Origin of the sequence: Pseudomonas sp. NBRC 111123 (genome assembly GCF_001320205.1) — a bacterium.
In the GTDB taxonomy this organism is placed as follows: Bacteria; Pseudomonadota; Gammaproteobacteria; order Pseudomonadales; family Pseudomonadaceae; genus Aquipseudomonas; species Aquipseudomonas putida_J.
In genome coordinates, this window is the sequence record NZ_BCAZ01000032.1 from 50,114 (window position 1) to 71,023 (window position 20,910).

At 63.3% G+C, this 20,910-nt stretch carries 20 protein-coding genes and 1 pseudogene; 15 read left to right on the top strand and 6 right to left on the bottom strand.

Going from position 1 to position 20,910, the window contains the following annotated elements; all coding sequences use genetic code 11:
• The first annotated feature begins 210 nt into the window (after positions 1-210).
• The 5 genes from APH27_RS16930 (at position 211) to APH27_RS16950 (ending at position 6,749) form a co-directional block, all read left to right on the top strand.
• Complete coding sequence (locus APH27_RS16930) at positions 211-1,824, top strand: APC family permease (protein ID WP_060485422.1); 1,614 nt, start codon at positions 211-213, stop codon at positions 1,822-1,824.
• A gap of 23 nt (positions 1,825-1,847) precedes the next feature.
• A complete protein-coding gene (locus APH27_RS16935; protein WP_060485423.1) occupies positions 1,848-2,774 on the top strand; it encodes a 4-hydroxyproline epimerase in 927 nt (308 codons plus the stop codon).
• Positions 2,775-2,818: 44 nt separating this feature from the next.
• Positions 2,819-3,766, top strand: coding sequence for a dihydrodipicolinate synthase family protein (locus APH27_RS16940; protein ID WP_027918637.1), 948 nt, complete (start codon positions 2,819-2,821; stop codon positions 3,764-3,766).
• 155 nt (positions 3,767-3,921) lie between these two features.
• Positions 3,922-5,499: an aldehyde dehydrogenase (NADP(+)) gene (locus APH27_RS16945; protein WP_060485424.1), complete on the top strand. Its 1,578-nt coding sequence runs from the start codon at positions 3,922-3,924 to the stop codon at positions 5,497-5,499.
• Between the two features lie 2 nt (positions 5,500-5,501).
• Positions 5,502-6,749: an FAD-binding oxidoreductase gene (locus tag APH27_RS16950; RefSeq protein WP_060485425.1), complete on the top strand. Its 1,248-nt coding sequence runs from the start codon at positions 5,502-5,504 to the stop codon at positions 6,747-6,749.
• 118 nt (positions 6,750-6,867) lie between these two features.
• Here the strand turns inward: APH27_RS16950 and xenA are convergent, their stop codons facing one another.
• Positions 6,868-7,959: a xenobiotic reductase XenA gene (xenA, locus tag APH27_RS16955; RefSeq protein ID WP_060485426.1), complete on the bottom strand. Its 1,092-nt coding sequence runs from the start codon at positions 7,957-7,959 to the stop codon at positions 6,868-6,870.
• Between the two features lie 49 nt (positions 7,960-8,008).
• On the opposite strand from xenA, the gene APH27_RS16960 reads away from it, so the two are divergent.
• Entirely contained in the window at positions 8,009-8,344 is a 336-nt protein-coding gene (locus tag APH27_RS16960) for a helix-turn-helix transcriptional regulator (RefSeq protein WP_060485427.1), read from the top strand.
• 120 nt (positions 8,345-8,464) lie between these two features.
• On the opposite strand, the gene APH27_RS16965 is transcribed toward APH27_RS16960, so the two are convergent.
• The 3 genes from APH27_RS16965 to APH27_RS16975 form a co-directional block, all read right to left on the bottom strand.
• Positions 8,465-9,076 carry a metalloregulator ArsR/SmtB family transcription factor gene (locus APH27_RS16965; protein WP_060485428.1) on the bottom strand — a complete coding sequence of 204 codons (612 nt, stop codon included), beginning with the start codon at positions 9,074-9,076 and terminating at the stop codon, positions 8,465-8,467.
• A complete protein-coding gene (locus tag APH27_RS16970) occupies positions 9,076-9,720 on the bottom strand; it encodes a hypothetical protein (RefSeq protein ID WP_060485429.1) in 645 nt (214 codons plus the stop codon). Before APH27_RS16970 ends, APH27_RS16965 begins: the two co-directional genes overlap by 1 nt.
• A 155-nt stretch (positions 9,721-9,875) precedes the next feature.
• Positions 9,876-10,745: a LysR family transcriptional regulator gene (locus APH27_RS16975; protein ID WP_060485430.1), complete on the bottom strand. Its 870-nt coding sequence runs from the start codon at positions 10,743-10,745 to the stop codon at positions 9,876-9,878.
• A gap of 202 nt (positions 10,746-10,947) precedes the next feature.
• Between APH27_RS16975 and APH27_RS16980 the strand changes: the two genes are divergently transcribed.
• The 5 genes from APH27_RS16980 to APH27_RS17000 are packed head-to-tail and all read left to right on the top strand — an operon-like array spanning position 10,948 to position 13,627.
• On the top strand, positions 10,948-11,694 hold the full coding sequence (locus tag APH27_RS16980; protein WP_027918630.1) for a 2OG-Fe dioxygenase family protein: 747 nt from the start codon (positions 10,948-10,950) through the stop codon (positions 11,692-11,694).
• Positions 11,678-12,160, top strand: a complete 483-nt coding sequence (locus APH27_RS16985) for a GNAT family N-acetyltransferase (protein ID WP_158541494.1) — start codon at positions 11,678-11,680, stop codon at positions 12,158-12,160. Before APH27_RS16980 ends, APH27_RS16985 begins: the two co-directional genes overlap by 17 nt.
• Positions 12,157-12,858: an AzlC family ABC transporter permease gene (locus tag APH27_RS16990; protein ID WP_050437207.1), complete on the top strand. Its 702-nt coding sequence runs from the start codon at positions 12,157-12,159 to the stop codon at positions 12,856-12,858. Before APH27_RS16985 ends, APH27_RS16990 begins: the two co-directional genes overlap by 4 nt.
• Entirely contained in the window at positions 12,837-13,157 is a 321-nt protein-coding gene (locus tag APH27_RS16995) for an AzlD domain-containing protein (RefSeq protein WP_027918627.1), read from the top strand. Before APH27_RS16990 ends, APH27_RS16995 begins: the two co-directional genes overlap by 22 nt.
• Before the next feature lie 26 nt (positions 13,158-13,183).
• Complete coding sequence (locus APH27_RS17000; RefSeq protein WP_060485431.1) at positions 13,184-13,627, top strand: hypothetical protein; 444 nt, start codon at positions 13,184-13,186, stop codon at positions 13,625-13,627.
• A 48-nt stretch (positions 13,628-13,675) separates the two neighbouring features.
• On the opposite strand, the gene mqo is transcribed toward APH27_RS17000, so the two are convergent.
• Positions 13,676-15,313, bottom strand: coding sequence for a malate dehydrogenase (quinone) (gene mqo / locus APH27_RS17005; RefSeq protein ID WP_060485432.1), 1,638 nt, complete (start codon positions 15,311-15,313; stop codon positions 13,676-13,678).
• 333 nt (positions 15,314-15,646) lie between these two features.
• Here mqo and APH27_RS17010 point away from each other — a divergent pair, with 333 nt between their 5' ends.
• The 3 genes from APH27_RS17010 to APH27_RS17020 all read left to right on the top strand — a co-directional run bounded on the left by APH27_RS17010 (position 15,647) and on the right by APH27_RS17020 (position 19,831).
• The gene (locus tag APH27_RS17010) at positions 15,647-16,177 is read left to right on the top strand and encodes a sigma-70 family RNA polymerase sigma factor (RefSeq protein ID WP_060485433.1); all 531 of its coding nucleotides are present in this window, start codon (positions 15,647-15,649) and stop codon (positions 16,175-16,177) included.
• Positions 16,178-16,181: 4 nt separating this feature from the next.
• Entirely contained in the window at positions 16,182-17,147 is a 966-nt protein-coding gene (locus tag APH27_RS17015) for a FecR domain-containing protein (RefSeq protein WP_060485434.1), read from the top strand.
• Between the two features lie 242 nt (positions 17,148-17,389).
• Positions 17,390-19,831: a TonB-dependent siderophore receptor gene (locus tag APH27_RS17020; RefSeq protein ID WP_060485435.1), complete on the top strand. Its 2,442-nt coding sequence runs from the start codon at positions 17,390-17,392 to the stop codon at positions 19,829-19,831.
• Positions 19,832-20,138: 307 nt separating this feature from the next.
• Here the strand turns inward: APH27_RS17020 and APH27_RS17025 are convergent, their stop codons facing one another.
• Positions 20,139-20,330, bottom strand: a complete 192-nt coding sequence (locus APH27_RS17025; protein ID WP_027918621.1) for a DUF4223 family protein — start codon at positions 20,328-20,330, stop codon at positions 20,139-20,141.
• A 260-nt stretch (positions 20,331-20,590) separates the two neighbouring features.
• On the opposite strand from APH27_RS17025, the pseudogene APH27_RS26030 reads away from it, so the two are divergent.
• A pseudogene (locus tag APH27_RS26030) lies at positions 20,591-20,862 on the top strand (hypothetical protein).
• Positions 20,863-20,910: the final 48 nt, after the last annotated feature.

Consider the following 20,910-nt stretch of genomic DNA (forward strand, 5'->3'; position numbering starts at 1 on the left):
CTATATATCTACCCTTCCCGAGCGCCAGGCTTTTAAGCAACTGTGCCGATTTCGTCATCCACCCTGCAGAAAACCATCAAGAACCCCTCCCCGGTTCGGGTCCACTCTATGCCCCACGCAAGCCGCCCAAAACGACAAGAGCGCGGCTGTAAAAAGCCGCATCACGTGACATCAGACCTGCCTATCCAAAACCTACAAAAAGGCGCACCCATGTCAGGCAAATTCAAGAAACAGCTGTCATTGCTCGACCTCACCTTCATCGGCCTCGGCGCCATCTTCGGCTCCGGCTGGCTGTTCGCCGCCAGCCACGTCTCGGCCATCGCCGGCCCGGCCGGTATCCTCTCCTGGTTCCTCGGCGGGTTCGCCGTGCTGCTGCTGGGCATCGTCTACTGCGAACTCGGTGCCGCCCTGCCGCGTGCCGGTGGCGTGGTGCGCTACCCGGTGTACTCGCACGGCCCGTTGCTCGGCTACCTGATGGGGTTCATCACCCTGATCGCCTTCTCCAGCCTGATCGCCATCGAAGTGGTCGCCTCGCGCCAGTACGCCGCAGCGTGGTTCCCGGGGCTGACCAAGGCCGGTTCCAGCGACCCGACCGTGCTCGGCTGGCTGGTGCAGTTCGCCTTGCTGGGGCTGTTCTTCTTCCTCAACTACCGCAGCGTCAAGACCTTCGCCAAGGCCAACAACCTGGTCAGCGTGTTCAAGTTCATCGTGCCGCTGCTGGTGATCGGCGTGCTGTTCAGCTTCTTCAAGCCGGAAAACTTCGAAGTCCAGGGGTTTGCCCCATTCGGCCTGTCTGGCGTGGAAATGGCAGTGTCGGCCGGTGGCATCATCTTCGCCTACCTGGGCCTGACGCCGATCATTTCGGTGGCCAGCGAGGTGAAGAACCCGCAGCGCACCATCCCGATCGCGCTGATCCTCTCGGTGCTGCTCTCTACCGCGATCTACGCCCTGCTGCAGCTGGCCTTCCTCGGCAGCGTGCCGACCGAGATGATCGCCAACGGCTGGGCTGCAGTGACCACGGAACTGGCCCTGCCCTACCGTGACATCGCCCTGGCCCTGGGGGTCGGCTGGCTCGCCTACCTGGTGGTGGCCGACGCGGTGATCTCGCCCAGCGGCTGCGGCAACATCTATATGAACGCCACCCCGCGCGTGGTCTATGGCTGGGCGCAGACCGGCACCTTCTTCAAGTACTTCACCCGCATCGATGCCGAGTCCGGCATCCCGCGCCCGGCACTGTGGCTGACCTTCGCCTTGTCGGTGTTCTGGACCCTGCCGTTCCCTTCCTGGGAAGCGCTGATCAACGTGGTTTCCGCCGCCCTGGTACTGAGTTACGCCGTGGCCCCGGTCACCGTCGCCGCCCTGCGCCGCAATGCGCCGGACATGCCGCGCCCGTTCCGGGTCAAGGGCATGGGCGTGCTGGGCCCGCTGTCGTTCATCATCGCCGCACTGATCGTCTACTGGTCGGGCTGGAACACCGTGTCCTGGCTGCTGGCCCTGCAGATCGTGATGTTCGTGCTCTACCTGCTGTGCGGCCGCTTCGTCCCGACCCAGCACCTGTCGCTGGCCCAGCAAGTACGTTCGTCTGCCTGGCTGATCGGCTTCTACGCCGTGACCATTCTGTTGTCCTGGCTGGGCAGTTTCGGCGGCCTGGGCGTGATCGGCCACCCGTTCGACACCCTGGCCGTGGCCGTCTGCGCCCTGGGCATCTACTACTGGGGCGCCGCCACCGGCGTGCCAGCCCACCTGGTACGCCTGGAAGGCGAGGACGAAAGCGAAGCCGGCACTGAAACCTATACCGGCCGCCCCGCCGCCGTCGCCTCCTGACCCTTCAAGCAATGGACAAGCCCATGAAACAGATTCACGTCATCGACTCGCATACCGGCGGCGAACCGACCCGCCTGGTGATCAAAGGCTTCCCCCCGCTGCATGGGCGCAGCATGGCCGAGCAGCGCGACGAACTGCGCGAGCTGCACGATCAGTGGCGCCGTGCCTGCCTGCTGGAGCCACGCGGCAACGATGTGCTGGTCGGCGCGCTGTATTGCCCGCCAGTCTCGGCCGACGCCACCTGCGGGGTGATCTTCTTCAACAACGCCGGTTACCTGAACATGTGCGGCCACGGCACCATCGGCCTGATCGCCTCACTGCAGCACTTGGGCCTGATCGAGCCGGGCGTGCACAAGATCGACACGCCGGTCGGCCAGGTCAGCGCCACCCTGCATGAGGACGGCGCCATCACCGTCGGCAACGTGCCGTCCTACCGCTACCGCCAGCAGGTGGCGGTGGACGTGCCCGGCCACGGCGTGGTGCATGGCGACATCGCCTGGGGCGGCAACTGGTTCTTCCTGGTTGCAGAGCACGGCCAGCGCATCGAGCTGGACAACCGCGAAACCCTCACCGCGTACACCTGGGCCATGCTCAAGGCCCTCGAAGCCCAGGGCATCACCGGCGAGAACGGCGCGCCGATCGACCATGTCGAGCTGTTCGCCGACGACGCCAATGCCGACAGCCGCAACTTCGTCATGTGCCCCGGCAAGGCCTACGACCGCTCGCCCTGCGGCACCGGCACCAGCGCCAAGCTGGCCTGCCTGGCCGCCGACGGCAAGCTCGAAGAAGGCCAGACCTGGGTGCAGGCCAGCATCACCGGCAGCCAGTTCCACGGCCGCTACGAGCGCGACGGCGATCGTATTCGCCCGTTCATCACCGGCCGCGCCTACATGACCGCCGACAGCACCCTGCTGATCGACGAACAGGACCCGTTCGCCTGGGGCATCTGACCCCGGCTTTTCTACCCAACTGAATACCGCCAGGAGTGACAACAATGACCGACAACATCTTCACCGGCACCATGCCCGCCCTGATGACCCCCTGCACCGCCGAGCGCAAGCCGGACTTCGACGCCCTGGTGCGCAAGGGCCGCGAGCTGATCGAGGCCGGCATGAGCGCCGTGGTCTACTGCGGCTCGATGGGCGACTGGCCGTTGCTGACCGAAGCCGAACGCCAGGAAGGCGTGGCCCGCCTGGTGGCCGCCGGTATCCCGACCATTGTCGGCACCGGCGCGGTGAATACCCGTGAAGCCGTGGCCCACGCTGCCCACGCCGCCAAGGTCGGCGCCGCCGGCCTGATGGTCATCCCCCGCGTGCTCAGCCGCGGCGCCTCGCTGATCGCCCAGAAGCACCACTTCTCGGCGATTCTCGCCGCCGCGCCAAAGCTGCCGGCGGTGATCTACAACAGCCCCTACTACGGCTTCGCTACTCGCGCCGACCTGTTCTTCGAACTGCGCCGCGAGTTCCCAAACCTGATCGGCTTCAAGGAGTTCGGCGGCGGCGCCGACCTGCGCTACGCCGCCGAGCACATCACGTCGAAGGATGACGACGTGACCTTGATGGTCGGCGTCGACACCCAGGTGGTGCACGGCTTCGTCAACTGCGCCGCCACCGGTGCCATCACCGGCATCGGCAACGCCCTGCCGCGTGAAGTGCTGCAGCTGGTGAGCCTGAGCAAGCAGGCCGCCAAGGGCGACGCCAAGGCCCGCCGCCTGGCGCGCGAACTGGAATCGGCGCTGGCGGTGCTGTCGTCGTTCGATGAAGGCTGCGACCTGGTGCTGTACTACAAGCACCTGATGGTGCTCAACGGCGACACCGAATACAGCCTGCACTTCAACGAAACCGACGTGCTGACCGACGCCCAGCGCAACTATGCCGAGCAGCAGTACGCGCTGTTCCGCAAGTGGTACGCCAGCTGGTCGGCCGAGCAGAACCTGGCCTGACCCCCAAACGCACTGCGGCCCCTTGTGGGAGCGGGTTCACCCGCGAACACCGGCGAAGCCGGTGCCATGCACCGAGTCGCCCTCTTCGCGGGTAAACCCGCTGCCACAGGGGGCGTGGTACCCCTGATACTGAATTCGACGTCAAAGGACGCCCCATGACCCTGACAGGCAACCTGCTGATCGGCCAGACCGCCGTCACCGGCAGCCGCGATGCGATCCGCGCCATCGACCCGGCCACCCACCAGGCCCTCGAACCCGCTTACGCCGGCGGCACCGGCGAACACGTGGCCCAGGCCTGCGCACTGGCCTGGGCGGCGTTCGACAGCTTCCGCGAAACCTCGCTGGAACAACGTGCCCGTTTCCTTGAAACCATCGCCAGCGAAATCGAAGCGCTGGGCGATGCCCTGATCGACCGCGCCGTGGCCGAAAGCGGCTTGCCCAAGGCGCGCATCCAGGGCGAACGTGGCCGTACCTGCACGCAACTGCGCACCTTCGCCCGCGTGGTACGCAGCGGTGAATGGCTGGATGTGCGGGTCGACAACGCCCTGCCCGAGCGCCAGCCGCTGCCGCGCGCCGACCTGCGTCAACGCCAGGTGGCCCTGGGCCCGGTGGCGGTATTCGGTGCCAGCAATTTCCCCCTGGCCTTCTCGGTAGCCGGCGGCGACACCGCCTCGGCGCTGGCCGCCGGCTGCCCGGTGGTGGTCAAGGCCCACGCCGCACACCCCGGCACCAGCGAACTGGTCGGCCAGGCCGTGGCTCGCGCCGTCAACCACTGCGGCCTGCCGGAAGGCGTGTTCTCGCTGCTGTACGGCGCCGGCCATGAAGTGGGTATCGCCCTGGTCAGCGACCCGCGTATCAAGGCGGTCGGATTCACCGGCTCGCGCAGCGGTGGCCTTGCCCTGTGCCAGGCGGCCCAGGCACGCCCGGAGCCAATTCCGGTCTACGCCGAGATGAGTTCGATCAACCCGGTGTTCCTCTTCGACGCAGCACTGCAGGCCCGTGGCGAAGCGCTGGCACAAGGCTTCGTCGCCTCGCTGACCCAGGGTGCCGGGCAATTCTGCACCAACCCCGGGCTGGTGATCGCCCGCCAGGGACCGGCGTTGCAGCGCTTCATCGACGCTGCCAGCAAACACGTGCGCCAGGCCGCCGCGCAAACCATGCTGACACCCGGCATTTTCAGCGCCTATGCAGCTGGCGTCGGCGCCTTGGCCGACAACCCTAACGCTGCAGTCGCCGCCAGCGGTCAGGCGCAGCAAGGGCCGAACCAGTGCCAGGCGCAACTGTTCGTGGCCCAGGCCGAAGCATTTCTCAGCGACCCGAGATTGCAGGCCGAAGTGTTCGGCGCCGCTTCGCTGGTGGTGGCCTGCGCCAGCGACGAACAGGTCCGTCAGGTTGCCGAGCACCTTGAAGGCCAGCTGACCGCCACGCTGCAACTGGACGATGCCGACATCGCCAGTGCCCGCGCATTGCTGCCGACACTGGAACGCAAGGCCGGGCGTATCCTGGTCAACGGCTGGCCGACCGGTGTCGAGGTGTGCGACGCGATGGTCCACGGCGGGCCATTCCCGGCCACCTCCGATGCCCGCACCACTTCGGTCGGCACGGCGGCGATCCTGCGTTTCCTGCGCCCGGTGTGCTACCAGGACTTCCCCGATGCCCTGCTGCCGCAGGCGCTCAAGCACGGCAACCCGTTGCAACTGCGGCGCTTGCTCGACGGTAAACGGGAAGGTTGAGCATGGTCGACACCCCCGAAACCGATATCGCCGTGGTCGGCGCCGGCATCGTCGGCGTTGCCTGTGCCCTGCAACTGGCCCGCCAGGGCCGTCGAGTACTGCTGCTCGATCACCAGGCGCCCGGCCACGGTGCTTCCTACGGCAACGCTGGGCACCTGGCCACCGAGCAAGTGTTTCCGATTGCCGACCTGTCGATCCTCAAGCGCCTGCCGCGCATGCTGCTCGACCCGATGGGCCCGCTGCGCCTGGACTGGAAGTACCTGCCCAAGGCCATGCCGTGGTTCACCCGCCTGCTGCTCAACGTGCGCCCGGCGCCGTTCCAACGCAGCGTGGCCGGCATCCGCGCGCTCAACGAAGGCAGCCTGGGGGCATGGCAGCGCTTGCTGGGCTCGATCGGGCGCAGCGAGCTGTTCAAGGAAGATGGCTCGTTGCTGGTGTTCGAGCGGCCCGAGTCACGCCAGGCGCTGCAAGCCTTGCGCACGCGCATGCAGGAGCAGAACGTGGCGGTGGACCTGTGGTCGGCCGAGACCGTTCGCGAGGCAGCACCACAGCTGAACCCTGCACTGCTGGGTGGCCTGTTCTTCCCGCGTACCGGGCACTTCATCGACCCTTACCGGGTGGTCTGCGCGCTGTTCGAGGCCGCCAAGGCCAGCGGTGTGCGTTTCGTTCAGGCGCGGGTTGCGGGTGGGCAACTGCACGGCAACGGGGTCAGCCTGGCCAGCGACCGGGGGACTTTCAACGCACGCCAGGTGCTGCTCAGTTGCGGCGCACATTCTGCGCAATTGACGGCAGCCCTGACCGGCAAGCGCGTACCGCTGGACACTGAGCGTGGTTACCACCTGATGCTGCCGCAGGAGCAACAGCGCCTGCCGTTCGCGGTCACTTCGCTGGAGCGCAAGTTCATCATGACGCCCATGGCCGATGGGCTGCGCCTGGCCGGCACGGTGGAGTTCGCCGGGCTCGATGCGCCGCCAAGCATGCAGCGGGCGTGGCAGTTGCACCGGTTGAGCAAGGGGTTGTTCAAGCAGGAACTGAGTGTTGAAGGCGCTACACCGTGGATGGGCTTCAGGCCATCGTTGCCGGACTCGTTGCCGGTGATCGACCGGGTGTGCGATGGGCGGGTGTTGTTGGCGTTCGGGCATCAGCATCTGGGGTTGACCCAGGCGGCGGTGACGGCGGAATGGGTGGGGGAGATGGTTGAACGGCCAGCCGGATCGGCGACCGCGGCTTATCGACTGGATCGGTTCTAGATTCGGGGGCCGCTGTGCGGCCCGTTCGCGACACAAGGCCGCTCCTACAAGGGATCGCGTTCTGCTGTAGGAGCGGCCTTGTGTCGCGAAAGGGCTGCAAAGCAGCCCCCGGCATCACTCAGCGATAACGCTCGAGCCAGTGCGCATAAGGCGCCGGCAAAGTCCAGGAGGCCTTCTCCACACTCAGCTCCTTGGCCGCGAAGTACGCCCAGTGCGGGTCGGCCAGGTGCGCACGCCCGACCGACACCAGGTCAAGCTGATTGGCCTGCAAGGCCGCCTCAGCCAGCTGCGGGGTACCGAAGCCCCACGCCGAGGTCACCGGGATGCCGGCCTCGCGGCGTACCCGCTCGGCGATCGGCCCCATGAACGCCGGCCCCCACGGAATGCTGGTTTCAGCAATGGTGAAGCCGACGCTGACGCTCAGCAAGTCCAGGCCACCGGCCTTGAACATGCGCGCCAGCTCGATGGACTCCTCCAGGGTCTGCTCGTCACGACCGTCATATTCCAACACACCAAAACGCGCGGTCAGCGGCAGGTGCTCCGGCCACACCTCGCGCACTGCAGCCAGGGTTTCCAGCAGGAAGCGGCTGCGGTTCTCGAAGCTGCCGCCGTAGGCGTCGGTGCGTTTGTTGGAGTGCTCGGAGAAGAAACTCTGCCCCAGGTAGCCATGGGCGAAGTGCAATTCGATCCACTCGAAACCGGCATCACGCGCGCGACGGGCGGCGTCGACGAAATCCTGTTTGACCCGGGCGATGTCATCCAGGGTCATCTCGCGCGGCACCTTAGGCAAGTGCGCGCCAAAGGCAACGGCGGACGGCGCGAGGGTGTCCCAACCACGGGCATCGTCGGCCGCGATATGGTCATCGCCTTCCCACGGGCGGTTGGCACTGGCCTTGCGCCCGGCGTGTGCGATCTGGATGCCGGGCACAGAGCCTGCAGCCTTGATCGCCCGCACCACCGGCACGAAGGCCTGGGCATGGGCGTCGCTCCAGATCCCGGCGCAACCGGGGCTGATGCGCCCTTCCGGCGCCACTGCGGTGGCCTCCACCACCAATAGGCCGGCGCCGCCGCGGGCCATGCCTGCGTAATGCACCTGGTGCCAGTCGTTGATCAGTCCGTCCTCGGCCATGTACTGGCACATCGGCGGGATGGCGATGCGGTTGCGCAAAGTGACATCTTTGAGGGTGTAAGGTTGGAACAGGGCAGACATGGGCAAGCTCCGGGTCATCTGAATACGATAGTTCGATCATAATCGAACTATGGCAATTAATGAAACCCCCGCTATCATGGCGGTCATGCGAGCCTACCAACACCCCAACCCTGAAGACCTGATTCTCGAGCGTGTGCTCTATGCACTGAGCGACCCGGTGCGCCTGGGCATCGTCCGCCATCTGGCCGGCGTGGCCGAGGCCAGCTGCGGCGAACTCGATGGCGGTCGACCAAAGTCGAGCATGTCGCACCATTTTCGCGTGTTGCGTGATGCGGGGTTGGTGCACACCCGCAATGTCGGGACTACCCACATGAATTCGCTGCGCAGCGAGATGCTGGCCGAGCGGTTTCCCGGGTTGCTGGACTGCATCCTCCAGCAGAGCTGATTTCAGCCTGTACTGGCCTCTTCGCGGGGAACCCGCTCCCACAGGTACGGCGCTGCCCTCTGGCCTTGCACTTTTCCTGTGGGAGCGGGTTCACCCGCGAAGGGGCCAGTACAGGCAACATCATTCCTTGCGCAGGGCAAAGCGGCACACCTGCCCGCCTCTCAACATGCATTCCTCATGGCTGACCTCGGCGCCGCCAAGCGTACCGATCAAGGCCAGATCCAGCTCGCACACCACCGGATGCGCCTTGGCCAAGTGATGGAACACGCAATTGTGCGCCACGATCTGCGGTTCACCTGACGAACGGAAAAACACCTTGGCCTCATACCCCGCCGCGTTCATGTGCTCGACGATCCGCCCTTCATCCACCACATCAGATTCCAGGTCTCCCGCCAGCTTGCGCCCGAGCTGACGCATCAGCGCCAATAACGCCTCGGGCCCCATCAAGCCCGCGACTTCACCAATCAGTAGATTGGCCAGCAGCGGATACTGCCGCGGGAACAGCTCGCGGCCATGCTCGGTCAGCTGGTGCAACTGCTCTGGCCGGCGCCCGGTAGGCCGGGTAGCGCCGCGCTTGACCAGGCCGTCGCGCTCCAGCGCGGCCAAGTGCTGGCGCACCGCCGTGCGGGTAACGGCCAGGGCCTGCGCCAGCTCGTCGATGCTCATGCCGACCGGCTCATGCAGCAACGCGTGGAGCAGGTCCTGTTGGGTACGGCCAAGACCTTCGAGCATCAGAACTTGTCCGGGAACTGCTTGACCAGTGCCGCCGCCAGGGCGTCGGACAAGGTCAGGATATGCTCGCGCATCATCGCCCAGGTACGCGCCTCGCCCGCGTAGTCACCGGCGGCCAGCTGGTCGATCTGCGCCACATGGTGGCCACCGTGGGCACTGAGCAAGGTCAGCAGGGTCTGCTCTGGCAGGTTGGGGTTGGCTTTGGCCAAGAACGCGGCAATGGCTTTGGCATTGCTGCCCAGCTCGTCGACAGCAGCCTGTTGGCCCTTTTCGTCCTTGGCCACGGTGGCATCGCTGTAGTGCTTGATCGCGCCCCAATGGCCGGCGAGCAGCTTGAGCAATTGATCGGCGGCGGTCTGGCCGTACAGTGGGGCGATGCTGTTGGCGATCCGGGTGGCATCGCTCACCACTTCGATGGCGGCAACTGCAGCCTGCTTGGCGTTGCCGGCCTGGTTGGCGACGGCATAGTTGCGCACCCAGAAGATATGCTCGACCCACAGGTCGCGCAGGGCCACGCGCGTGGTCATCGCACCGGATTCAGCAGGTTTGGCGGCGGGGGTTGCAGAGGAGTAGGAGTAGCTTTGGCTCCATGCCGGCTGGGCGCACAGGGCGAGCAGCAGTAAGGTGGCAATCTTGATGTTCATGACGGCACCCTCCTGGAGGGGATCGACTGACAAGATTAATTTAAGCATCAAAATATGTTTTTATTGGCCCGGCCGCGAAATTCCGATCAATGGTTTGCCCGCTGAAAGCAAGAAGCCACGGATGTCCCGTGGCTTCTGCGCACCGCGATGCCAGGTCAGGCGCTGATGGCGTCAAAGCTGCGTATGGGTGTGGGCACCGCGCAGAAGAGCGGGAACTCCTCTTCGATGATCCACGGCTCTTTCATGACCAGGTACACATCGAGGAAATCGGAGAAGCCGGGCCAGATGAACAGTTCATTGGCCTCGGCAACGGCACGGGACAACACGCCCACCCCGCCAAAGCTCTTGATCATGGAAACACTGACGATCTCGCTGCCCGAATGGAACACGGTAGCGGCTTCGAGCATGCCGGGCCGGCGCTCGGCGAAGCGGGAAAAGATCGAGGAGTAAGGGCACTCGGGCAATGGCTTGATCACCGCGCATGGCGCCGAACGGTCGCTGGTCGATGACGAGGCGACCACTTCGATGCGCAACCCCTTGAGCGGCACCGAATGGTAGTTTTCAGGGACGCTGTCGCCCAGCACCACCACCATGTCCGCTTCGTCCTTGGCCAGCTTGGTCAGGTTGTCGGGCGACTCGGAGCAACTGAAGATCGGGCTGTAGCCTGACAGTTTGCTGACCACGCCGCCCATGATCTGCTGGTTGATTTCCATCGACAGCGTGCTGTTCAGGGCAACGCGCAAAGGCAGGCGCTGATTGCGGCTCTGGCGCAGCTGATTGATCTTCAGCTGCATGCGCTCCGACGAACGCACGATTTCCAGGACATGCGGCAGGATGCCCACACCCTCCTGGGTCAGCGATACCCCTTTGTTGGTCCGGTCGAACAATTTGAAGCCGCAATGATCTTCAAGTTTTTTCAACTGAGCGGCCAAGGCCTGGACCGTAACGTGAACCTGTTCGGCCGCATCGGTGATCGACCCCGTTCGGGCGACGTTCACGATGTTTTTGAGCACCTTGATGTCCATTCAATCTCCCTCCCCATTCCGCTGACGCAGACCGTCTACGAAAGCCACGAGGATAACGCACAACAGCCGGCACTGTCTGCCCGCTAACGGTGCACGCCGGCCGGGTAGCAAGCAACGGTTGAGGCACGTCAAAAAAAAGTGAAGTTTCTGCGCGCGATTCAACTGTTAGATTTTCGCCAGTTTTTTATAAGAAGAGATGGCCATGCTGACACTAAACAGAAACATCGATACTGCCCTGCGACAAAACAAGACGGTCAATGTCATGGGCAGTGACTATGCGTTGACCGGGGGCTTCAAAGAGTTCGTCGAGTTTTCCAAAAGTTGGGAAACCATGGGCGTCGACCGTTATTACGGCCAGGCCGACAAAGGCACTCGCTACCGCCGCTACAGCGACTTCGACTTCAACCCGGTCACCGGCGAACTGTGCCAACTCAATCACCGTGCCTATGAACAATCCGAGGCGCACAACGCCTATGTCGGTGGCATGGCACGTCACTTCGACGACATTTCTGCCGACGTTTTCAACTCACCGATATTGCGCTCGCTGATTCGGCTGGACTTCGACGTGTACAAGGCCGTGCTGCCAAAAGAGCTGCACACGGTCAACTGGCAATGCCAGGTGCACCAGATCCGTATCGAGATCAAACCGGGGGCGCAGATCGAAATCACCCCCGAAGGTATTCACTGCGACGGTTATCCGTTCAGCGGCGTGCACTTCTGGGGCCGCCATAATGTCGAGGGTGCCACCAGCAACATCTACGACAAACAGTCGAATGTGATCGATTCCGGTACTTACCTGAATATCCTCGACACCACCTACTTCCTCGACCGTGAATTGCAGCATTATGTCACCCCGGCGATCAACCCGAGCCCCTCGGAAATGGGCTACCGGCAGATCATCGCTATTTCCTTCTCTCGACCGGGCAGCGAGCATGACATTATCGACTAACTACATCGGCACGGCGCCGAAGTTGTTCACGGCCGAACGCATCAATGGCTTGAGCATCAAGAAAGCAACCCCCTTTCATGCCCGCAAGATCGTCGACTTCTTCCGTCGCTTCGAGGAAACCTCGTTCTGCGACTGGCAGGACGAAGTGCTGCTCAAAGGCTTGCTCGGTTCGGAGCATACGTATTGCTACATGGCCGAAAACCACACCGGCTCCATCGTCGGCGCGGTGGCCGGGGGTTTAATGGGCACACGGGGCACCATCAACCATATGGCGGTGGCGCCGGACTATCGCCAGAGCAGGATCGGCACGTCACTGGCCAATTCGATCCTCAGCGATTTCCGCCAGCACGGTATTCGCCGGGTGTTTCTGTTCGTTGAAGAGGACAACCCCAACGCACTGAGCTTCTGGCGCAAGCAGGGCTTCCTGCAAACCCGGGGTGAAATCACCTGCGAGGTCGACCTGTGACCTCGTCGGTGCTGCTGACCACCTCGCGCAAGGAAAGCCTGGTCGACGCCCTGCCGATCGTTACTGGCTACTTCGTCGTCAGCTTCGTGTTTGGCGTGATGTGCATCAATGCCGGCCTGCCCCTGTGGCTGCCGGCCGCCATGTGCCTGTTCGTCTATGCCGGTGCGGCGCAGTTCGCCGCACTGGCACTGATGACCACCAGCGCGCCCCTGATCACCATTGCCTTGTCGACCTTGCTGATCAATTCGCGTCACATGCTGATGGCGATGTACATGTCCAAACGCAGCGCGCAACTGCCGATCAGCAAGTCGCAGAAGTTGCTGTACGCATTCGGCCTGACCGATGAGTCCTTTGCCTTCCACAGCCAGCGCCTGGAGAACGGCAAGCCGACCTCGCCTGGCTATCTGCTGCAGTTCAACACCTATTGCCATGCCAGCTGGATTGCCGGTGCGGTGTTTGGCGCGGTGGCATCGGATGCGCTGAACCGGTTTTCCCAGTTCAAGCTGGACTATGCCCTGACGGCAATGATGATCTTTGTGTTGATATCCCTGTGCAGCACCTTCACCAAAGCCGTCATCGCCCTGGTGGTAATCGTTACCACCTGCCTGCTGAACATGTTTGCGCCTTCGCCCCTGAACGTATTCATCGCAACCGCCGTAGGCTGTGGAGCAGGGCTATGCCTGAAAAGAACTACCTGATTGCAGCGGTGATGTTGATGGCAGCCATCACCTACCTGACCCGCGCGACACCCTTTCTGCTGAAGATGGAGAAGTCCCCCAAGCTGTTCAATGACGTCATTGAATACCTGCCGGTGGCAATCATCGCCAGCATCACCGTGCCCGCCTTGCTGGTGGCCAAGGATGGCTCGCTGCTGGGCCTGAATGCCGACCTGCTGGCAGCGATTCCGGTGGTCATTGTCGCTTACTGGTCGAGGAGCCTGATCTACAGCGTGTGTGCCGGTGTGGCCGGGCACGTGGCGATCACGCTGCTGGCTTGAGGCCCGGATCTGAAAAGGAAACCGCTATGAGCCTTGCACGCCGGAAAGTCACCTTGACCAACCTGAGTGAATTTTCCCGCCTGATGCCCCAGGTTCCACGTGACCGGGTGATCGACGAAATGGCTGACTTGTCGCTGGAATGCTCGCTGGCCTACGCCTTGAGCAAGACGTTTTTGCGCGATGGCTGGATTGCCGAATATCGCCATCTGCATGCAGCTGCACACTTGAACCCAGGCAACGACCTGCTGCTCTTCGCCACCTCGGGAAGCATGAAACTGGAAATGGCCGATGGCTCGGAACTGCACGTCATGCCCGGCGACCAGGTAGTGCTCCGGGCCGCCACCGAGGCCAAGGTATTTCCCGTCAGTGACGAGGGTGACGTGAGTTTCCTGGCGTTGGCGGTAGACCTGGACCTGACCGAGGTGCTGCAGGAGCTTGCCGTCGACAGCGCCATGCCGAAACCGCAATAAAAAAGCCACGGGGGTTACCCGTGGCTTTCTCTTGCCCACAGCGCCTGATCAAAGCGCCATGTCGTTCTCTGGCGTGCTTTCAACCGGCTTGCTCGGCGCAACGGTGGTACCGACGCTCTCGTCGATCACCGGTGGTTTCTCCAGCTGCAGCACTTCAGCGGTGTAGTTCCACTCTTTCTGGGTGGCCGCTGCGGAGTCGTTCAGCTTGGTACCGTAGCTCGGTACGATTTCCTTGATCTTGGCCTGCCACTCAGGGGTAGCGACCTTCTCCTTGAACACGGTTTCCAGCACGTTCAGCATGATCGGCGCAGCGGTCGAGGCACCTGGCGAGGCACCCAGCAGGCCGGCGATGGTGCGGTCCTGGGACGCTACCACTTCGGTGCCCAGTTTCAGCACGCCGCCCTTCTCTTCGTCACGCTTGATGATCTGCACACGCTGACCGGCCTGCCACAGTTTCCAGTCTTCCTTCTTGGCATTCGGGAAGTAGGTGCGCAGTGCGTCGAAGCGGTCGTCATCCGACAGCATCAGCTGGCCGGCGAGGTACTCGACCAGCGGGTACTGGTCGATACCGACCTTGGTCATCGGCCACACGTTGTGGGTGGTGGTGCTGCTCAGCAGGTCCAGGTACGAACCGTTCTTCAGGAACTTGGTCGAGAAGGTGGCGAATGGGCCAAACAGGATCACGCGCTTGCCGTCCAGCACGCGGGTGTCCAGGTGCGGTACCGACATGGGTGGCGCACCGGTCGAAGCGATGCCGTAGGCCTTGGCCATGTGCTGCATGGCCACGGTCGGGTTCTCGGTCACCAGGAACGAGCCGCCCACCGGGAAGCCTGCGTACTCCTTGGCTTCAGGAATGCCCGACTTCTGCAGCAGCTTCAGTGCGCCGCCGCCGGCACCAATGAACAGGAACTTGGCGTCGGTGGCCGATTCGGTACCGTCCTTGAGGTTCTTGTACTCGACGTGCCAGGAGCCGTCTTCGTTGCGGGTGATGTCCTGCACTTCGCTGGACAGCTTCAGGTCGAAGCCTTTCTGGGTCTGCAGGTGGCTAACGAACTGGCGGGTGATTTCGCCAAAGTTGACGTCGGTGCCGATTGGCGTCCAGGTGACCGCCAGCTTCTGGTTCGGGTCACGGCCTTCCATCATCAGCGGGACCCACTTGGCGATCTGCGCGTGGTCCTCGGAGTACTGCATCGGGCGGAACAGCGGGCTGGCCTGCAGCGCCTCGTAGCGCTTCTTGAGGAACTTGATGTTGTCATCGCCCCAGACGAAGCTCATGTGCGGGGTGGTGTTGATGAACGAATGCGGGTTCTTCAGCACGCCTTGGCGAACCTGCCACGACCAGAACTGGCGGGAGATCTGGAAGGCTTCGTTGATTTCGATGGCCTTGGAGATGTTGACGTTGCCGTCTTTGTCTTCCGGGGTGTAGTTCAGCTCGGCCAGCGCGGAGTGGCCAGTACCGGCGTTGTTCCAGCCGTTGGAGCTTTCTTCGGCGACGCCGTCCAGGCGCTCGACCATTTCCATCGACCAGCTTGGCTCCAGCTCGTGCAGCCACACGGCCAGGGTGGAGCTCATGATGCCGCCGCCGACCAGCAGCACATCGACTTTCTTGGTTTCTGCGGCGTGCGCTTGCATGAAGCTCGCAGCAACAGCCAGACCCAGCAAGGTCTTGCCAGCTTTCTTGAACATTGATCAATTCCAGTCAGTAGAACGGAGGTTGGGCCTGTGGCTGGCCCAGCGTATTCCTTGTTCTTCAGCGCAGGCTTGTTGTAGATGATTGTTCAGCAGCCAGAGAACCAGAAAACGCCTCAGGCTTTTGTCGAATTGACCGACAAGGCTGAATCGTTTCGCTGATTGTAACCGAAATGCCAGCACAAACAAATTGCGCGGCAGTAGGCAAGGCGGCAGGTTGTCTCATGCTGGCCAAGCGCTTATCGAAGCCATTGCAGTATCGTTCAAGCGCCCCTAGTATTGCGAGCACTTCTCATTCGCACCCAATACGCGCTCGCGCCGGATGCCGCCGTGGTTACGACTCCTGAGCTGAACAGTTCGATCCATACCCTGTACCAGAGCCATTCACGCTGGCTGCAGGGCTTTCTCTATCGGCGCCTTGGCAATCGGCCCGATGCCGCCGACCTGGTGCAAGACACCTTCGTGCGCATTTTGCATCGTCCGCGCCAGTTCGAAGGCCAGTCGGCGGAACGCTCCTACCTGGCGACCATCGCCCGCGGCCTGTGCATCGACCATTGGCGCCGGCAGAAGCTGGAACACGCCTGGCTTGAGCATCTGGCCTTGCAGCCCCCTGCCCTGCAGCCTTCTCCCGAGCAGCGCGCGCTGATCGTCGAGACCCTGCATGAGGTCGACGCCATGTTGCAGCGCTTGCCGGGCAAGGTCCGCCAAGCGTTCCTGCTGGCGCAAATCGACGGCCTGGCCTATCGCGATATCGCCGCGCACATCGGCGTCAGCGAACGCATGATCAAGAAGTACCTGGCCCAGGCGTTGCTACACTGCGCCATCCTCGAAGCCGAACTCGACGGCCTGCTGGTGGAGTGACCCCATGACCCATGCGGCACATAAGCTCAGCCACGCCAGCCTGCAGCAAGCCGCGCACTGGTATGTGCAGTTGCAGGACCACAACGCCGGCCCACAGGTGCAAGGGCAATGGCAGGCCTGGCTCGATCAGCACAGCGACCACCAGGCAGCCTGGCAATACGTGCAGAGGGTTGGCCAGCGTTTTGCGCCCCTGCAGCACGAAGGCAGCGGGGCTGGCCGGGTACTGCGGGAGCACGATGCGCGCCGCATCACCCGCCGCACCGGCCTCAAGTCATTGCTGGTGCTGGGTGCCAGCTCGCTGCTGGGCTGGAGTGCCTGGCGCGGGGCGCCGCTGCGAGGCTGGAGTGCCGACCTGGCCACGGGCGTCAGCGAAACCCGGGAAACCCGACTGGCCGACGGCAGCCAACTGTGGGTCGGCGCGCAGAGCGCGGTGGACCTGGACTTCAGCCTGCTGGCGCGGGTGCTGTACCTGCGCTTTGGCGAAATCCTGGTGGAAACCGCCCACGATGCTCGCCGCCCGTTCTACGTCGATACCACTCAAGGGCGCATGCAAGCCCTGGGCACCCGGTTCGCGGTCTGTCAGCAAGATGAACTCACGCGCGTGGACGTGTACGCCGGCGCTGTCGAGGTCTGCACCGCAGGCAGTGGCGAGCGCCGTATCGTCCAGGCCGGCCAGCAGGTTGAATTCAGCGCCCAGTCCATTGGCGGTACACGGCCGGCGCAAAGTGCCGGCGAATCGTGGATCCATCAACGCCTGAATGCCGAGGACATGCCGCTGGCGCAATTGCTGCAAACGCTGGGGCGTTATCGCCATGGTCACCTGGGTTGGCACCCGGCGGTCGCGCACTTGTCGGTGATGGGCGCATTCCCGCTCGATGACAGTGACCGCGCATTGGCGCTGCTGCAGGCGGCATTGCCGGTACGTGTGCAGCGGCTCACGCCGTGGTGGGTGAGTGTCGAACCGGCCTGATTGACCGGCCTTGCACAGTGGCCCACAGCTTTCGCGCTTCCCTGTGGGAGCGGCTTTACCCGCGAAGAATCCAACACACTGCATGGCACCGGCTACGCCGGTGTTCGCGGGTGAACCCGCTCCCACAGGGGTCTGTATACGCGGCAAAAAAAGTTTCAAACACGGTTCCCTTTTCCTCGTTTCGTTCGGTTTACCCCGCATACGACACCTCACATCCCACCGTAACGATTCCAGGGACCAGCATGCCGAAGCCCCTCCACCCCGCTTATCGTCTGGCGCTAGCCGCGCCGCTTTCGTTCTGCGCCGTCGCGCCACTGATGCTGCCTGCCACCCTGGCGCATGCCGAACGGGCCGCCAATGCCCAGATGAACTTCGACATCGCCCCCGGCTCGCTCGCCGGTGCGCTCAACCAGTTCAGTAGCCAGGCCGGCATCTACCTGGCTGGCAGCAATGCATTGGCCGCCGGCAAGACCAGCCAGGGCCTGCAAGGCCGCTACAGCGTCACCCAGGGCTTGGCCCGCCTGCTTCAGGGCAGTGGCTTGCAGGCCGTGCCACAAGGCACTGCTGGCTATGTGCTGCAACCGTCCTTCGACGGCAGCGCACTGCAGCTCGATGCCACCACGGTCAATGCCGCCGCCCTGCTCGCCAGCAACGGCCAGAGCGACAGCGGCTACCGTGCCGTGGCCAGCGCCACCGCCAGCAAGACCAGCAGTGCACTGGCCGACACCCCGCGTTCGGTTTCAGTGGTGACTCGCCAGCGCATGGACGACCAGCAGTCGCAGACCCTGACCGAAGTGCTCGGCTACGTGCCGGGCATTTTCTCGCCACCGTTCGCCGGTGGTGACGGGCAAGCGGGCGACCTGTTCTTCATCCGCGGCTTCAACGCCACCGACTATGGCTATGGCCTGCTGCGCGACGGCCTGCGGGTGCAAGGCAACCGCTACGACACCAGCAGCGAACCTTATGGCCTGGAGCGGGTGGAAGTGTTCCGTGGCCCGACTTCGATCCTGTATGGCGAAAACGCCCCCGGTGGCGTGGTCAACCTGGTCAGCAAACGCCCCACTGCCGAAGCCCGAGGTGAAGTGCAACTCAGCTATGGCTCGTACAATCGGCGCCAACTCGGGGTCGACGTCTCTGGCCCGTTGACCGACCAAGGCAACATCCTCGGTCGCCTGGTGATGATGGGCCGCAAGTCCGATACTCAAATCGACCACCAGCCCGACGACCGAATGTACATTGCGCCGTCGCTGACCCTGAACTTCGACGAGTTCAACAGCCTGACCGTACTGGCCACCTATCAGCGCGACCGCACGCTGATGGAGCTGGGCTACCCCGCCGCCGGCACGTTGCTGCACAACACCAACGGCAAGATCGACAAGGACCAGCTGTCCGGCAACCCGGACTGGGATAACTTCGAACGCGAAACCTGGAGCCTGGGCTACGAGTTCAGCCACCGCTTCGACGACACCTGGCAATTCCGCCAGAACTCGCGCTACCTGCAGTCGCGCATCGACCGCCAGGAAATGTGGCCCGGCAACCTCAACAATGGCGGCTTCGGCACCACCCTGAGCAACCAGGCCTACGACCGCTACAACAAGTCCATCGCCTACTCGCTGGACAACCAGTTCGAAGGCCACTTCATCGATGGGGCTTTCGAGCACACGGTGCTGGTGGGCGCGAGCCTGGACCGCACGTCGTTCAACCAGGACTGGGATGCCGGCAACGGCGGCACCATCAACGTGTTCAACCCGGTGTGGAACGGCAAGCCGAGCACGCCGTTGCATGTGCAGAACGCCCTTCTCGAGCAGACCCTGTACGGCCTGTACAGCCAGCTGCAGACCAAGGTCGACCGCTGGGTGCTGCTGCTCGGCGGGCGCCTGGACCGGGTCAACAGCCAGTTCCGCAACAAGGCCGGCACCCTCAATGCCGAAGCCGACATGGACAACTGGGACAGCGATTTCACCTGGCAGACCGGCGTGATGTACCAGTTCGACAACGGCCTGTCGCCGTACTTCAGCTACTCCACGGCCTTCGCCCCGACCCAGCAGACCGAAAGCAAGAGCGGCGCGCTGGACCCGACCACCAGCGAGCAGTACGAAGTGGGCATCAAGTACGAGCCCAAGGGCTGGAACACTGCATTTACGGCATCCGTGTACGACCTGCGCAAGAAAGACGACGTGCTGTACGACGCTGCCGTGGGTGACTATCGCCAGATTGGCGCCAGCCGCGCCAAGGGCGTGGAACTGGAACTCAACAGCGACCTGAGCGAGAACCTCAACCTGACTGCCGCCTACACCTACACCGACTCACGCATTACCAAGGATGTGGCCGGGTCGCTGTATGAAGACCACCAGATGACCGGCGTGCCGCGCAACCAGGCCTCGGTCTGGAGCACCTATCGCTTTCGTGATGGTGTGTTGAAAGGGCTGCAGATCGGAGGCGGCGTCCGGCATTTCGACAGTACCTTCGCGTACACCCCGGCGAACCTGTACGGCAAGCTCGATACCGGTGATGTGACATTGGTAGACGCCAAGGTCGGGTATGAGATCGATGACAACTGGTCGGTCGAGGTCAATGCCCGCAACCTGTTCGACAAGGAATACGTGGCAGGTTGCAACAACGCCGGGCGTTGCTACTGGGGTGAAGAGCGCACGCTGCTAGGCACGGTTTCGCTGCGCTGGTAGAAGCGACACCCTACCTGTGGGAGCGGCCTTGTGTCGCTAAAGGGGTGCAAAGCAGCCCCAGGATTTCAACGCTGATGCACCTCTCGCCGGGGCTGCTGCGCAGCCCGTTTGCGACACAAGGCCGCTCCCACAAGGTTGAGCACACGCCGGGACGCCCATGCGCGTGATCACCGGCGGCATCCCGTCCCCTGCAACAGCGTGCACGCCAAGATGAAGTGGCTCGAGGCCAACAAAAACCCCCGGCCATTTGCATGACCGGGGGCTTCGGATCAGGCCGCTAGCGGCCTGATCTGGGGGTTCACCAGGCTTACTGCTGCTGAGGCAGCTTGTCGATCGGGCCGCAGCCACCGATGACCTTGGAGATGGAAACCGAAGGGTGGAACAGGTAGTCGTACGAGCAGTTTTTCTGCTGGTTGTAGACTTGGCCAGTGCAGCCCGACAGCAGGGCAACGCCGGATACGACAGCAACGGCGACAGTGGCCTTGAACAGCTTTTTCATACTCAGTCCTTTAAATGCTTCATCTGCGGCCATCTTTCTGATGGCGGCGGGATGATACAGAACCCAGGCATTGGATCCAAGTCTCAAAAGCTGCTGCAGGTACAGCGCATGTCTCGATGCCGACGCGGTCGGTGTGGGAGCTGGCTTGCCGGCGAAGGGCTGAACGGCAGCCCCAGAGGACCATGAGTCCATGCCTGACGGGCAACCGCAAGCGCGATAGTCTAGGCGCCTGCCTTCGCACTGCCCAACAGGCGTTTCCCATGTTCGGCGTCACCGACCACGGCGCGTTCGTCATTGCCTTCATCATCGTGCTGGCCATCCCGGGCCCTGGCAATTTCGCCCTGATTACCGCCACCGGCAAGGGCGGCATGGCGGCAACCTGCGGGGTGATACTGGGTGACAGGTGCTGTTGTGGCTGGCCGTGGCGCTGGCCGAACGTATGCGGGCCAATCCACGCATCGCCAACATGTTCGAGCGGTTGGCCGGGGCATGCCTGGTCGGGTTTGGCATCAAGCTGGCGGTGATGAGATAGGGGGAGGCCAAGGGATCGCCTTGGTTTTTGCGTGGGCAGTGAGATCGA